This is a genomic window from Pseudoalteromonas lipolytica, assembly GCF_001306915.1.
Taxonomy (GTDB): Bacteria; Pseudomonadota; Gammaproteobacteria; order Enterobacterales; family Alteromonadaceae; genus Pseudoalteromonas; species Pseudoalteromonas simplex.
In genome coordinates, this window is sequence record NZ_LJTC01000004.1 from 120,269 (window position 1) to 135,076 (window position 14,808).

The 14,808-nt window shown below is 44.0% G+C and carries 13 protein-coding genes; all 13 read left to right on the forward strand.

Translation table 11 applies throughout. From position 1 onward, the window contains the following. Positions 1-179 precede the first annotated feature (179 nt). The 13 genes from AOG27_RS07110 (at position 180) to AOG27_RS07170 (ending at position 14,798) form a co-directional block, all read left to right on the forward strand. Positions 180-1,481 (forward strand): GntP family permease, encoded by a 1,302-nt coding sequence (locus AOG27_RS07110; RefSeq protein ID WP_054552324.1) that lies wholly within the window; start codon positions 180-182, stop codon positions 1,479-1,481. 9 nt (positions 1,482-1,490) lie between these two features. Beyond that, a complete protein-coding gene (locus tag AOG27_RS07115; protein WP_054552325.1) occupies positions 1,491-2,678 on the forward strand; it encodes an E22 family MetX-like putative esterase in 1,188 nt (395 codons plus the stop codon). Between the two features lie 4 nt (positions 2,679-2,682). Then, positions 2,683-3,444, forward strand: coding sequence for a 3-hydroxybutyrate dehydrogenase (locus AOG27_RS07120; RefSeq protein ID WP_054552326.1), 762 nt, complete (start codon positions 2,683-2,685; stop codon positions 3,442-3,444). A 9-nt stretch (positions 3,445-3,453) separates the two neighbouring features. Continuing rightward, positions 3,454-4,161, forward strand: a complete 708-nt coding sequence (locus AOG27_RS07125; protein ID WP_054552327.1) for a CoA transferase subunit A — start codon at positions 3,454-3,456, stop codon at positions 4,159-4,161. A gap of 11 nt (positions 4,162-4,172) precedes the next feature. Beyond that, positions 4,173-4,832, forward strand: a complete 660-nt coding sequence (locus AOG27_RS07130) for a 3-oxoacid CoA-transferase subunit B (RefSeq protein WP_054552328.1) — start codon at positions 4,173-4,175, stop codon at positions 4,830-4,832. Positions 4,833-5,058: 226 nt separating this feature from the next. Then, positions 5,059-6,300, forward strand: a complete 1,242-nt coding sequence (locus AOG27_RS07135) for an OprO/OprP family phosphate-selective porin (protein ID WP_054552329.1) — start codon at positions 5,059-5,061, stop codon at positions 6,298-6,300. Positions 6,301-6,312: 12 nt separating this feature from the next. Continuing rightward, a complete protein-coding gene (locus tag AOG27_RS07140; protein ID WP_370316435.1) occupies positions 6,313-7,278 on the forward strand; it encodes a Bug family tripartite tricarboxylate transporter substrate binding protein in 966 nt (321 codons plus the stop codon). 9 nt (positions 7,279-7,287) lie between these two features. After that, complete coding sequence (locus tag AOG27_RS07145; RefSeq protein ID WP_054552330.1) at positions 7,288-7,752, forward strand: tripartite tricarboxylate transporter TctB family protein; 465 nt, start codon at positions 7,288-7,290, stop codon at positions 7,750-7,752. A gap of 3 nt (positions 7,753-7,755) precedes the next feature. Further along, a complete protein-coding gene (locus tag AOG27_RS07150; RefSeq protein WP_054552331.1) occupies positions 7,756-9,294 on the forward strand; it encodes a tripartite tricarboxylate transporter permease in 1,539 nt (512 codons plus the stop codon). Between the two features lie 14 nt (positions 9,295-9,308). Further along, positions 9,309-10,931: an ATP-binding protein gene (locus AOG27_RS07155; protein ID WP_054552332.1), complete on the forward strand. Its 1,623-nt coding sequence runs from the start codon at positions 9,309-9,311 to the stop codon at positions 10,929-10,931. Between the two features lie 37 nt (positions 10,932-10,968). Then, positions 10,969-11,697, forward strand: a complete 729-nt coding sequence (locus AOG27_RS07160; RefSeq protein ID WP_054552333.1) for a response regulator — start codon at positions 10,969-10,971, stop codon at positions 11,695-11,697. Between the two features lie 209 nt (positions 11,698-11,906). After that, positions 11,907-13,994 carry an elongation factor G gene (gene fusA, locus AOG27_RS07165; protein ID WP_054552334.1) on the forward strand — a complete coding sequence of 696 codons (2,088 nt, stop codon included), beginning with the start codon at positions 11,907-11,909 and terminating at the stop codon, positions 13,992-13,994. Positions 13,995-14,381: 387 nt separating this feature from the next. Beyond that, complete coding sequence (locus AOG27_RS07170; protein ID WP_054552335.1) at positions 14,382-14,798, forward strand: hypothetical protein; 417 nt, start codon at positions 14,382-14,384, stop codon at positions 14,796-14,798. Positions 14,799-14,808 lie beyond the last annotated feature (10 nt).

The following is a 14,808-nucleotide window of genomic DNA, read 5'->3' on the forward strand; positions in this document are numbered from 1 at the left end:
AATTGAATTAGTACCATAGTGCTATACCCGTCACAGCCCTTTATTTATCAAGCAATTAAGCTATTTTTAAAGCAGATAGTACCTTAGTGTTATGTATTTTTTGAACGCTTAGGGTAAGACTGAAAGCATTATTCCGATGTCACCTCATCTGTGTAATAACAATAATTATAGGAATGTCTATGCTGAGCATGATAGGACTGTTAGGCGGTTTAATACTGCTGATCATTTTAACGCTGCGTGGGGTAAATTTATTTATCGCTGCGCCAATCTGTGCACTGTTAGTTGCACTTAGTAGTGGCATGGCCATTTTCCCTGTATCGGCAGATACAAACTTTATTAACGCCTATATGGATGGCTTTGCAGGCTTCTTAAGTGCGTGGTTTTTTATGTTCTTACTGGGGTCGTTGTTCGGTAAATTCATGGAAGACACCGGTGCTGCAGACAGTGTTGCAAGCTACATTGTGGGTAAACTAGGTATGAAGCACGCCGTTCTTGCGGTTGTGATTGCCTGTGCTGTTTTAACCTACGGTGGCGTGAGCGTCTTTATTGTTGCGTTTTCCGTTTATCCAATGGCATTAAGTCTGTTTAAAGATGCAAACTTACCGCGCCGCTTTATTCCAGCAACGCTGGCATTTGGTTCGGTGACCTTTACCATGACTTCGGCAGGCTCGCCAGAAATTCAAAACTGGATCCCGGTTAAGCACCTTGGTACGTCACCCTATGCAGCGTGGGAAGTGAGCTTAGTGGTCGCTATTTTCATGGCGACAGCAGGTTACTTTTGGTTGAACAAGATGATCAAAAAAGCCGTTGCTAATGGCGAAACCTTTGAAGCGCGTGATGATGATCCTGTCATTATTGAGCGTCGTCGTCCGCATCCAATCACGGGTGTGATCCCGCTTATTGTGGTGCTACTTTTATCATTTACGCTACATGATGTACTGCAGCAAACCGCGCTTATTGTCGCTTTGCTTGGTGGTGTACTGAGTATTGTGATTATCAATTTTAAGCATTTTCACGATATGGGTAACGCTATTAATGTTGGTACAACCGGCGCTTTAGTGGCAATCGGTAATACCGCTGCTGTGGTTGGTTTTGGCGCTGTGGCGAAAGTATCACCGGCATTTACCGCCGCTGTCGATGTGATGACCCATATGCCGGGGAATGAGTTGGTTGGTGCTGCGGTTGCGGTGAGTGTAATTGCCGGCTTAACAGGATCTGCTTCTGGCGGACAAGCCATTGCATTACCGCTTGTCGCACCGGGTTATTTAGACATGGGTGTAAACCCTGAACAACTGCACCGTGTAGTGGCAATTAGCTCTGGAGCCCTCGATACCTTGCCGCATAATGGTTATGTGGTCACAACAATACGCGCTATCTGTAAAGAAACGCATCAACGAGCGTATTGGTCAATGGCAGCGCTGACGGCGGTCATTCCGCTTATCGGTGTCGCATTGGCACTCGGACTCTTTATTTTCTTTTAAGGAACAGCAATGAAAACCAAATTAATAATTTTGCTATGGCTGGTTGTATTTAGCAGCACCGCGTTTGGCGCTGCAAACAAAGCCGACACCATGCTGGTGGAAAAACAGCATTTTACGACAAAAGATTTTACCACTGTGTCTGGTGTGACTTTAGATCAAGTTGATATTGGCTGGGAAAGCTATGGAAAGCTAAACGCCAATAAAGATAACGTGATTTTAATCACTCACTATTTCTCTGGTACTTCTCATGCTGCAGGTAAATATAAAGCGGATGACGCCCTACCGGGTTATTGGGATGCGATTATCGGCCCAGGTAAAGCTATCGATACGAATAAATATTATGTGATTAGCTCAGATACCTTAGTGAATGCCAACTGGCATGATGAAAATGTAATCACCACAGGCCCTGCATCAACTAATCCAAAAACAGGCAAACCTTATGGCTTAGATTTTCCTGTGGTTACGATTACTGACTTTGTGAATGTGCAAAAGCGCTTACTCGACAGCCTAGGTATCACTAAATTACATGCTGTGATGGGCGCATCAATGGGCTCGTTTCAAGCACTTGAGTGGGCAACACGTTACCCAGATAAAGTAGAGCGTTTAATTCATGTGATTGGCGCTGCAACTATGGATGCATGGACAGTCGCGGCACTTGAAAAATGGGCGTTACCAATTCGTTTAGATAAAAACTGGCAGCAAGGTAATTACTACGGTAAAGAGCGCCCGTTAGATGGCTTAGCGGCAACCATGCTTAATATTACGCAAGATGCGATGCATCCAATTATTTATAACGCGAGCTTCCCTGACTTTAATGTATTGGATGAAGGTGCATTAAAAGATATTCGTACCTTGCCTAAGTTAAACCAAGTACTCGCTCAGCGCGCAATGGCACGAGCGAAAACACAAGATGCCAACCATGTACTTTATTTGGTCCGGGCATCACAACTATTTACCGCTGGCATGCAAAGTGATTTAACAACGGCACTTAAAAATGTCTCTGCCAAAACATTATTACTACCCGCAACGAACGACTTACTGCTTCGCCCTGAAAACATGCGTACTGTGTTTGACACCATGAAAGCGGCAGGTAAAGACGTTGAGATTTCAGAAATAGAAGGGGGCTGGGGACACCTTGATGGCATTTTCTCAATCGCCCCGAAAGCGCAGCTTATCAGTGAGTTTTTAGAGGAGTAGCCCGATGAGCAAAACAGTTTTAATTACCGGTGCAGCCAGTGGTATTGGTCTATATGTTGCCCAGCAACTGGCGATGCAAGGTCACACTATTATTGTGACTGATTTAAATCAGCAAGCAGCACAACAAGCGGCAGCAGGCATTGTTGAGCAAGGTGGTAGCGCCGAAGGGTATGCACTTAATGTGGCAGACAGTGATGCAATAGAGCAGTTTTTCACTGAGCTTAATCAGCCAATTGATGTACTTATTAATAATGCGGGTATTCAGCACGTGGCAAAGCTTGAAGATTTCCCGGCTGATAAATGGCAGTTCTTACAGCAAGTTATGCTCGTTGGCCCGGCGATGATGACCAAGGCGGTACTCCCTCGCATGCGTGAGCAAGATTTTGGTCGCATCATTAATATTGGCTCAATTCATGCCATGGTGGCGTCTAAATATAAGTCGGCTTATATCGCCGCAAAACATGGCTTAATCGGCTTTGCTAAAACCATGGCACTTGAAACGGGCGATGCCAACATCACGATTAATACTGTGTGCCCAGCGTATGTAAAAACACCGCTTGTGGAGCAACAAATTGCCTCGCAAGCCAAAGAGCATGGCATTTCAGAGCAACAAGTGATCGACACAATTATGCTAGCACCGATGCCGAAAAAAGCATTTATCGGCTTAGATGAGATCCTGCATACCGTTAGCTTTTTAATGGCCGATGCAGCACGCAATATTACCGCCCAAGCAATCGCCATTGATGGCGGTTGGACTGCACAGTAGGAGGAGCCAATGGCAGGTTTTGATAAAGTAGTTACAAGTTACAGCGAAGCGATGGCTGGCCTTGAAGATGGCATGACAGTGATAGCCGGTGGTTTTGGTTTATGCGGTATTCCTGAAGGGCTAATTGCGCAAATTAAACGTCAAGGCACCCGTGGTTTAACCGTGGTATCGAATAACTGTGGCGTTGATGGTTTTGGTTTAGGAGTGCTACTTGAAGACAAGCAAATCAGCAAGATGGTTGCCTCTTACGTTGGTGAAAACGCGCTATTTGAGCAGCAACTATTAAATGGTGAACTTGAAGTTGAGCTCACACCGCAAGGCACTTTAGCTGAAAAAATGCGTGCTGGTGGTGCGGGTATTCCTGCATTTTATACCGCAACGGGTGTCGGTACACCGGTGGCTGACGGTAAAGAAACTCGCAATATTAATGGCCGTGACTATTTATTAGAGCCAAGTATTACAGGCGACTTTGCGATAGTTAAAGCGTGGAAAGCAGATCGCTACGGTAACTGCATTTATCGTCATACGGCGATGAACTTTAACCCGATGGCAGCAACCGCAGGCAAAATTACGGTTCTTGAAGTTGAAGAAATTGTTGAGCCAGGGGAGCTAGAGCCAAGCCAAATTCACACGCCGGGTATCTATATTGACCGAGTGATTAAAGGTGAATTTGAAAAACGCATCGAGAAAGTTACCACTAAGCAAGAGAATCAATAAGGAGCACGCTGATGGCATTATCACGAGAACAAATCGCTAAACGCGTGGCGATGGAACTACAGGATGGTTACTACGTTAACTTAGGTATAGGTATTCCAACCTCGGTTGCTAATTACGTCCCTGATGGCATCGAAGTGATGCTGCAATCTGAAAATGGTTTACTCGGTATGGGGCCATACCCAAGTGCAGACCAAGTTGATGCCGATATGATCAACGCAGGTAAAGAAACGGTCACCGCTGCAACGGGGGCGGCTATATTTAGCTCCGCAGAAAGCTTTGCCATGATCCGCGGCGGCCACGTTGATTTAACCGTGCTGGGTGCGTTTGAAGTAGATCAAAACGGCAACATTGCCAGTTGGATGATCCCGAAAAAGCTGGTTAAAGGAATGGGCGGTGCGATGGACTTAGTGGCTGGTGCTAAAAACATTATTTGTACCATGACCCATGCCAACAAGCATGGTGAATCAAAACTGCTGACCGAATGTAGTTTGCCGTTAACAGGTGTTGGTTGTATCAATAAAGTGATCACCGATTTGGCACTGTTAGAAATTAAAGACGGTGCATTTCATTTATTAGAGCGTGCGCCGGGTGTCTCGGTTGATGAGATTATTGCTAAGACACAGGGCAAACTGATTGTCTCTGGTGACATTCCTGAGATGACTTTTAGCTAGTTTTGCGACTTTTAAGCAGCTAATTTGCCTAGATTTTATACTAAACCCAATAATGTGCTTTTTGTTCATGAATTTTATGAGCAAAAAGCCATTTATCACCATCAATGCAACTTACCCCCTAAACATTTCGTTAATCTATCGTTAACACTATGCTCCAAACCAGATCGCCGATTGCAGTAGGCCGATCAACGACAACAAATAATTATAATCTGGTGTGGAGTAATTCATGAAAGCAAGTAACACACAGCTCGCTTTAGCCGTTGCAGCGGCGTTAGCAAGTACATCAGCATTCGCACAAAGCGACACTGAACAACTACAGCAACAACTCGATGCACTTCAAAAAGAAGTGGATTCATTAAAAACATCTAGCGGCTTCAACCTAGAATTTGGTGGTCGCGTGCAACTTGATTACAACTATTTCGACGGTGCTTACAATGCCGACAATGATGGCGCTGGAGGCAGCGACTTCTTCCCACGTCGTATCCGTACTTATGTTGAAAGTGAACATGGTAACTGGGATCACAAATTACTACTCGAATTTTCTGAAGGCACGGCTGAAATCGTGTTAGCGCGGGTACGTTATGCATTCGACAACGGCTTAAAAGTAAAAGCCGGTAAAATCCGTGAAGACATGTCGCTCAATGCGCTAACCAGTTCTAAACACATTAATACCATTGAGCGTAGCACCCTTGCTAACACCTTCTCGCCTTTCTTCCGCTGGGGTATCTCGGCTTATCAATACTTTAAAGATTCAGGCTTGCGTTACGCCGTGGGTGTTTACAAAAACGATGCGTTTGGTGCCTCAGGCCATGACGAAGATGACAAACTGACATTGGCTGTAACAGGTCGCTTAACGTGGTCTAGTGCAGCGCCGGGTGATGTGATTCATTTAGGTGCTTGGCACTCTTATCGTGACATGGGCGACAATGATTTAAGCGCTCGTTTTGCCCGTGGTGAAGTGCGTGAAACCAATGTTCGCTTAGTGGATTACGCAGTCGGTGGTGAAACCGCAGCGCTAAATAGCATGTCGCAAAGCGGTCTTGAATTTGCCTACCAAGCGAATGCATTCACTCTAGAGGCTGAATATGCCAGCCGTTACCTTGATACGGTCGATAGTAGCAACGAACTTGATGGTGAACGTTTTGATGGCTTCCATGTTTCGGCAAGTTACTTCTTAGGTGGTGAGCAGCGCCGTTACAAAGCAGGCTCAGCATTATTTGTACAACCAAAAGGAATTAAAGATGCATGGGAACTTGTTGCCCGTGTGTCACAAATGAACGCTAGCAGCAAACAGCAAGGTACCGACGTAACCACTTACACATTAGGCACATCTTATTATCTAAGCAGCGATATCAAATTTATGGGCAACCTGATTTACAGCGATGTTGATGGTGCCGGTGCTTCTACGCTGGTAGGTGATGAAGATTCAGGTATGGGCATCAGTGCTCGTATGCAGTACTTATTTTAGGAGTCGTGCATTATGACTATGTTTAAATCATTAAAAAGATCTGTTTTAGCAGCTTCATTATTAGTAGCCAGCCCACTGGCATTAGCAAACTTACACTTTTTGGTACCGGGTGGCCCTGGCGGCGGTTGGGATACCACAGCACGTGGTGTTGGTGAAGCAATGGTAAAAGCGGGCATTGAAGATAATGCATCGTTTCAGAATATGTCGGGCGGCGGCGGTGGCCGTGCAATTGCTTACTTGATTGAGTCGGGCACTAAAAAAGGCGATATGTTGATGGTTAACTCAACGCCTATCGTACTGCGCGCATTATCAGGCAAAATTCCTTACAGCTATCGCGATTTAACACCAGTTGCCAGCATGATTGCTGATTATGGTGCATTTGTGGTGCGTAATGACTCACCATTTAAAACATGGCAAGACGTTATTGATGCCATGAAAAAAGACCCAGGCTCTGTAAAAGTAGCAGGTGGCTCTGCGCGCGGCAGCATGGATCACTTAGTGGCTGCACAAGCGGTGAAAGCGGCGGGTCTTGATGGTCGTCGTTTACGTTACATTCCTTACGATGCCGGTGGTAAAGCGAAAGCAGGTTTACTGTCGGGTGAGGTCAACTTACTTTCAACAGGCTTAAGTGAAGCACTCGAAGTCGCGAATGGCGGTCAGGCACGTATTTTAGCGGTGACTTCTGCAGATAAATTGCCAGATTACCCAGCAATTCCAACCTTAAAGTCGCTAGGTTACGACATGGAGTTCGTAAACTGGCGCGGCTTTTTTGCAACCCCAGATTTACCAGCAGACAAACTAGCCGAGTACACAGAAAAGCTACGTAAGTTGCAACAAACTCCTGAGTGGGAAGCGGTTCGTGCTCGTAATGGTTGGCTAAATCTATTTCAAGAAAAAGAAGCGTTTATTAAATCGCTTGAACAGCAAGAAGCGCAATTACGCGTTGTAATGAAAGAACTTGGTTTTATCCGAGGCTAAGGTTAGACGATGTTAAACCGTGAACTAATTGGACCAAGTTTATTCTTGGTCCTCTTTACTCTCTACGCCCTTGTGGCTTGGCAAATTCCACTTATGCCATTTGAAGAGTACGAAAGCGTTACTTCTGCTACCTTACCAAAAGTGTATGCAGTATTCGGTATCGTGGTGTGTGTACTATCGATTGGTGCCAACTTATTAAAGCAAGCGCCTGCAGAAAAAGCAGATCTACTCAGTAAGGGCAACTTACTACGTACCTTTGCACTGTTGGTTTTAATGGTTGCTTATAGCGCCATGCTTGAACCGTTCGGCTTTTTAATTGCCACCAGTGCCTTTTTAATTACGGGCTTTTTTATCATGGGCGAACGCCGTAAGGCAGTGTTGTTGTTTGCTTCTGTGCCTGTGGCCGTGGTTTTTTGGTTTTTAATGACACAAGTACTGGGCATTTACTTAGTACCTGGCAACCTGTGGAGTTAAGTTATGCTTGATGGAATTATGTTAGGTTTGTCGACCGTACTCGACTGGAACAACTTGTTATATGTGATTGTAGGCTGCTTTGTTGGCACGTTCATTGGTATGCTACCTGGTCTTGGTCCAATTACTGCAATTGCGTTGATGATCCCGATCACTTACAGCATCGGTGCTGATTCGGGCATGATTTTAATGGCCGGTGTTTACTACGGGGCTATATTCGGTGGCTCTACTTCTTCTATTTTGATTAATGCGCCGGGTGTAGCGGGGACAGTAGCGTCATCGTTTGATGGTTACCCACTAGCAAAACAAGGTAAGGCTGGTAAAGCCCTTGCGATTGCAGCTTATTCATCCTTTATAGGTGGGACGATTGGCGCCATTTTATTGATGGTGGCTGCGCCATTATTAGCGAAAGTGTCATTAAGTTTTCAGTCGCCTGATTATGTTGTACTGATGTTTTTAGGCTTAACGGCTATCGCCGCGTTCTCTAATAAAGGGCAATTTTTAAAAGCTATGATGATGACGGTATTTGGCTTAATGCTGGCAACTGTAGGTATTGATCCCTCTTCAGGTACCGAGCGCTTTACTTTTGGCCAAGCTGATTTATTAGATGGTATTAGCTTTTTATTAGTAGCAATGGCAACGTTTGCGTTGGCTGAGGCACTGATTAATGTGGCGCGCCCAGAAGCTGAGCCAGATAAAAAAATTGATGATCCTGATACGCCAAAAATTGGTTCAACAAAACTGACTAAAGAAGAAGTAAAAGACATGGCTCCTGTGGTTGGCCGCTCATCTTTACTTGGTTTTATTGTCGGTGTTTTACCGGGCGCAGGGGCAACCATTGCCAGCTTTATGGCCTACGCTACTGAGCGTAACCTTGCTCCAAAAGCGCTGAAAGATAAATTTGGTAAGGGTTCGATGCGTGGCTTAGCGGCACCCGAGTCGGCTAATAATGCAGCTTGTACTGGCTCATTTGTACCATTACTGACTTTAGGTATTCCAGGCTCTGGTACAACAGCGATCATGTTAGGGGCATTAATTGCTTACGGTATTCAGCCGGGCCCTATGTTAATGCAAGAAAACCCAAGCGTGTTTTGGGCTGTCATTGTCAGTATGTACTTTGGCAACATTGTACTGCTGATTTTGAATCTGCCGTTGATCCCATATTTCGCTAAAGTGTTGGCAATGCCTAAATCTGTGCTGACCGTGATGATTTTATTCTTCAGCTTAATTGGTGTGTATTTAGTGTCATTTAACACCTTTGATTTATTTATGATGGTGGGCTTTGCGCTGGTGGCCTTGGTGCTTCGATTGTTAGCTTTCCCGATGGCACCTTTATTACTTGGCTTTATCCTCGGTGATATGATTGAGCGAAACTTCCGCCGTGCCATGATGATTTCAGATGGCTCGCTGAGCTTTTTATGGGACCGCCCATTAACACTGAGTATTTTTGTGATTTCGATCTTAGTGTTGTTGTTCCCACTGAAAGACTATATTGTCCAACGTCGTAAAGAAAAAGCAGCTACGCAAGCAGAGCAACATGCGTAGAACAAGGCACTGATATGAGATACACCAATAAGCTAAACCCATTTCAGCATATGGTTAAAAAACCTAAGCGCTTAGAAACGCGACTCATTATTTGGGTTACCGGTCTATGTGTTTTGCAAGCTGTGTTGTTTGGCGCTTTGGTGTATCAGATCACTGCAGAAAGCTTACATAACCACATGGGTGATAAAGCGCTTGCGCTCGCAACCAGTATTGCCTCACGGGATGATGTGCAAAGCGCATTGCAAACCAAGCAAGGGCTTGATGAGTTAAATACGCAAATAGAGCATATTCGTGAACTCACCGCTGCCAGCTTTATCGTGATTGGTGATAGAAATACTCGCCGCATTGTTCACCCCGACTCTGATAAGCTCGGTAAGCCGATGGTGGGTGGTGATAGTAAAGCGGCGCTACGTGGTGAGCGGTATGTGTCGATTGCAAAAGGGAGTTTGGGCGAGTCTATTCGTGGCAAAGTCCCCGTGCTTTCAGAGCAGGGCGAAGTTATCGGCTTGGTTTCGGTTGGCTTTTTAGTGCAGTCAATTGAACCGCTTATTCGTGCTCGCAGTGCTGAAATTATGCTTTGGGGCTTATTATTAGTCGGTTTAAGTATTTTGGCTGCGGTGTATATTGGTCAACGGGTTCGTAATGCTATTTTTGGTTTACAGCCTGATGAAATAGCACGATTGTTCTCTGAGCAAGATGCTATTTTGAACACTGTTCGTAGCGGCATTATCGCTCTCGATCCTGAGGGTAACGTGCGTAACTTAAACCAGCGTGCTTGCGAAATCCTCGGTAAACCGACTAGCTGTATTCATCAGCCACTTAAGCTTGCAGATTTGCTTCCTGAACATAGCGAGTTTTTGATGCATAACCAACAGCGTCCGATTGTAGGTTTTGAATTATTTGCCGCCGATAAACGCATTGTGTTGTCGCGATATGCATTGCAAGTGCAAGGTCAGGCTGATGGTATTTTGCTGAGTATGCGCCCTGCGGATGAACTCGAATATTTATCGCAGCAATTAACTAAAGTGCAAGCCTTTGCTGAGTTATTACGAGTGCAAACGCATGATTACTCGAACAAGCTAAACTTAATTGGTGCGTTAATTCAGATGGGGCAAACGGATCAGGCGATCGAGCTAATTGGTCAAGAAAGTAAAGGCTCGCAAGCGCAGATCCATCATTTACTCGAAAGGATCCAAGATCCGGTACTAGCAGGTTTATTGGTTGGTAAATACCACAAAGCCCGTGAATTAAACGTGATACTTGAGCTTAATCCAGATAGCTTATTAGGATCGATCACCCGTAAAGATATGCTTGAACGGGTTGTCTCGATACTTGGCAATTTGATTGATAACGCAATTGAAGCTGCTATTCGAGCTAGCGATACACGTACCCCTAAGGTTCGTGTTACGGTTGATGAAACCAGTAAAACACTATTGTTTGATGTTGAAGACAGCGGTTTTGGTTTAGGCGATGACAAGGATGTGATATTTACACCACAATACAGTTCTAAGTCAGGGGCTGAGCATGGTATCGGCCTTTATTTAGTTAAAACCAACTTAGATTCGTGTCGTGGTAGTTTAGAAATAGGTGAGTCTGATCTGATGGGGGCACGTTTAAGTGTCTACATTCCAAAATAATAAAAAATGATCAGCCTATAAATAAAAGGTAAAGAACATGACTTACTCAGTTGTCATTGTTGAAGACGAAGTTGAAGTAGCCCAATTATTGGCGCAATACTTATTACTTCCTCATGGCGTTGCTGGCCAACAAGGGGCACGGCAAACTCTACGTCAGGGGCAATATCAGGTTGTTGGTATTGCAGGCAATCTTGCCACCGCGAAAGCGTTATTATCGGCGATTAATGCCGATTTAATTTTGCTCGATATTCATTTACCCGATGGCAACGGTCTTGATTTACTTAATGAATTACGCCGCGAAGAAATGAAAAGCGAAGTAATGCTATTAACCGCAGCAAAAGAAGTAGAAACACTGGAAAAAGCCATGCAACTTGGCGCCTGTGATTTCTTAGTAAAACCATTAATGCTAAATCGTTTAGATCAAGCGCTGGCGCGATTCGAAGCAAGGCAACAATGTTTGTCAGATGCCGATGAAGTAACCCAATCTATGGTCGATACTTTATTTGGATCGCAAGAACAGTTAAAAGCCCCGGTCAGGCTGCCAAAAGGGGTGGATCAGCTTACTTTGCAAAAGATCTTAAAAGCGTTTAAAGCGAATATTGGCACGGCTTTTACTGCTCAACAAATGGGTGATTTAGTGGGCGTAAGCCGCTCAACAGCCCGTCGTTACCTCGAATACTTGCTTGAAGCTGAGCAAGTCAGTGCTGATCAGAGCTACGGAAGTATCGGGCGACCCGAGCGTTGCTATAAAATGACAAGTAGCTAATCACATCATTTAATAGCCAAATCAGCGCTAAATTAGCGATTTTAGTAGCATAAACTCACTGTTCGGCACGTTAAAAAGTGCCGCTTATCCTGAGCATAGAAAAATTTTATAAAATTGATTGCATTTTAAGCGACTTCGATGGTGATGTTCGCTTTAAGTAATGCTATACTCCCGCCGAATAATTTTTCGACTTTATTAAGAGTAAAATAATGGCAGATTTATCGAAGTACAGAAATATTGGTATTTTCGCCCACGTTGACGCGGGTAAAACTACCACCACTGAGCGTATCCTTAAGCTTACGGGTAAAATTCATAAGACTGGTGAGGTACACGACGGTGAGTCTACTACTGACTTCATGGAACAAGAAGCTGAGCGCGGTATTACAATCCAATCAGCAGCTGTAACTTGTGAGTGGAAAGGCCACCGCTTAAACGTTATCGATACTCCGGGACACGTTGACTTCACAGTAGAAGTATACCGTTCACTTAAAGTACTAGACGGTGGTATCGGTGTATTCTGTGGTTCTGGTGGTGTTGAGCCGCAGTCAGAAACTAACTGGCGTTATGCGAACGAATCAGAAGTTGCACGTGTAATCTTCGTAAACAAATTAGACCGTATGGGTGCTGATTTCTACCGCGTTGTAGGTCAAGTTGAGAAAGTACTAGGTGCTAACCCACTAGTTATGACTTTACCAATCGGTATCGAAGACCAATTCATTGGTGTTGTAGACGTACTTGAGAAAAAAGCATACGTTTGGGATGACACTGGTCTTCCTGAAAACTACGAAGTACAAGACGTTCCAGCTGACATGGTAGACAAAGTTGATGAATACCATGAGATGCTTGTTGAGTCTGCTGTTGAGCAAGACGAAGACCTAATGATGGCTTACATGGAAGGTGAAGAGCCTTCTCTAGAAGACATCAAACGTTGTATCCGTAAAGGTACTCGTGATCTTGCGTTCTTCCCAACATACTGTGGTTCTGCATTCAAAAACAAAGGTATGCAGTTAGTATTAGACGCGGTTGTAGATTACCTACCTTCGCCTACAGAAGTTGACCCACAACCTCTAACTGATCCTGAAACAGGTGAGCCTACTGGTGAAGTAGCAACTGTTTCTGCAGATGAGCCACTTAAAGCGTTAGCGTTCAAAATCATGGACGACCGTTTCGGTGCACTTACGTTCATCCGTATCTACGCTGGTCGCATGAAGAAAGGTGACACAATCCTTAACTCAGCAACTGGTAAAACAGAGCGTATCGGCCGTATGGTTGAGATGCAAGCTGACGAGCGTAACGAACTTACTGAAGCACAAGCGGGTGACATCATCGCTGTTGTTGGTATGAAGAACGTTCAAACTGGTCACACTCTTTGTGATCCTAAGCACGAATGTACACTTGAAGCGATGATCTTCCCTGATCCAGTTATCTCAATCGCTGTTGCTCCTAAAGACAAAGGCGGTAACGAGAAGATGGGTATCGCGATCGGTAAGATGGTTGCAGAAGATCCTTCATTCCAAGTTGAAACTGACGAAGATTCAGGCGAAACCATCCTTAAAGGTATGGGTGAGCTTCACTTAGATATCAAAGTAGATATCCTTAAGCGTACTTACGGCGTAGACCTAGTTGTTGGTCAACCTCAGGTTGCTTACCGTGAAACTATCACGAAAGAAATCGAAGATAGCTACACGCATAAGAAACAATCTGGTGGTTCTGGTCAATTCGGTAAGATCGATTACCGCATCAAGCCAGGCGAGCAAAACTCAGGCTTCACGTTCTCTTCATCAGTTGTTGGTGGTAACGTACCTAAAGAATTCTGGCCTGCAGTTGAGAAAGGCTTCGCATCAATGATGCAAGAAGGTGTTCTAGCTGGCTTCCCAGTATTAGACGTTGAAGTTGAACTTTTCGACGGTGCTTTCCACGCAGTTGACTCATCAGCAATCGCGTTCGAAATCGCTGCTAAAGGCGCTTTCCGTCAGTCTATCCCTAAAGCGGGTGCACAACTTCTTGAGCCAATTATGAAAGTTGACGTATTCACTCCGGAAGACAACGTAGGTGACGTAATCGGTGACCTTAACCGTCGTCGTGGTATGATTAAAGACCAAGAAGCTGGCGCAATGGGCGTTCGCATCAAGGGTGATGTACCACTTTCTGAAATGTTCGGTTACATCGGCCACTTACGTACTATCACTTCTGGTCGTGGTCAGTTCTCTATGGAGTTCTCACACTACGCACCATGTCCTGCAAACGTTGCTGAAACAGTAATCGCTGCAGAAAAAGAGAAAAAAGCTGCTAAGTAATTAGCCTTTTAACTTCTTTTAAAAAAACCCGCACTTGTTGCGGGTTTTTTATTGCCTAAAATAGACCGCTTATTAAACGAATTTGTGTGATACCAACCCGCAATAATACTTAATCATTTTGAGGTTTTATTGCCTCAAAATAGACAACTTAATTAAGCGGATTGGTATGAGTGGTATAAATTATAATATTTTAATTTAAATCTATGATAGGTAAAAAGTAGCGGTTTTATAATGAGTTGCGGTCTGGTTTCTTTTTTCTAGTACAAAAGTATTTTTTTGTACCTTGTGTCCCTTTTTTAGACTCTGTAAAATAGCAATCGAATGATTCTTTAATCATTTTGTATWAAACGTCAGCTTATTATCATTAAAATTTTAAGATTCAGCCTCATGAAAACGATAAAGTTAAGTCCTAATTGGACTCTACAGGGAACCAAGATAGCGTTTGCTATTCTTGTTTTATTAAGCGTTACTTTTCTTGGAACATCGCTACTTTTGTTTCTTTTACCTATTTTGCTCTTTATAACTATTTTAAATTTCTTACAACTGCGCTTTTTACACTGTTATAAAGCGGGAATTTGTTATTCGCGTGGAATTAAAAAGCGTTATATTAACACTGAAGATATTGCTGCAGTTGAGTTCTCTCAGCTCGCATTTCTAACTATTTTTAAAGTAGATTTAGTAAATGGAAAAAGCTGCCAATTCTTTAATTGGCAAGTTAGCGATGAGCAAAAAATTGAGATTGAAAGACTCTATAAGGCAAAAACCAACTCTAGAGTTGAATCAGTTTTAGAGTGTGAAGTATAAAAAAGGCCGC

Excerpts from the sequence above, each read along its gene's own strand:
- AOG27_RS07110 (WP_054552324.1), top strand. The coding sequence starts at position 180 with ATGCTGAGCATGATAGGACTGTTAGGCGGTTTAATACTGCTGATCATT.
- AOG27_RS07115 (WP_054552325.1), top strand. The coding sequence starts at position 1,491 with ATGAAAACCAAATTAATAATTTTGCTATGGCTGGTTGTATTTAGCAGC.
- AOG27_RS07120 (WP_054552326.1), top strand. The coding sequence starts at position 2,683 with ATGAGCAAAACAGTTTTAATTACCGGTGCAGCCAGTGGTATTGGTCTA.
- AOG27_RS07125 (WP_054552327.1), top strand. The coding sequence starts at position 3,454 with ATGGCAGGTTTTGATAAAGTAGTTACAAGTTACAGCGAAGCGATGGCT.
- AOG27_RS07130 (WP_054552328.1), top strand. The coding sequence starts at position 4,173 with ATGGCATTATCACGAGAACAAATCGCTAAACGCGTGGCGATGGAACTA.
- AOG27_RS07135 (WP_054552329.1), top strand. The coding sequence starts at position 5,059 with ATGAAAGCAAGTAACACACAGCTCGCTTTAGCCGTTGCAGCGGCGTTA.
- AOG27_RS07140 (WP_370316435.1), top strand. The coding sequence starts at position 6,313 with ATGACTATGTTTAAATCATTAAAAAGATCTGTTTTAGCAGCTTCATTA.
- AOG27_RS07145 (WP_054552330.1), top strand. The coding sequence starts at position 7,288 with ATGTTAAACCGTGAACTAATTGGACCAAGTTTATTCTTGGTCCTCTTT.
- AOG27_RS07150 (WP_054552331.1), top strand. The coding sequence starts at position 7,756 with ATGCTTGATGGAATTATGTTAGGTTTGTCGACCGTACTCGACTGGAAC.
- AOG27_RS07155 (WP_054552332.1), top strand. The coding sequence starts at position 9,309 with ATGAGATACACCAATAAGCTAAACCCATTTCAGCATATGGTTAAAAAA.
- AOG27_RS07160 (WP_054552333.1), top strand. The coding sequence starts at position 10,969 with ATGACTTACTCAGTTGTCATTGTTGAAGACGAAGTTGAAGTAGCCCAA.
- fusA (WP_054552334.1), top strand. The coding sequence starts at position 11,907 with ATGGCAGATTTATCGAAGTACAGAAATATTGGTATTTTCGCCCACGTT.
- AOG27_RS07170 (WP_054552335.1), top strand. The coding sequence starts at position 14,382 with ATGAAAACGATAAAGTTAAGTCCTAATTGGACTCTACAGGGAACCAAG.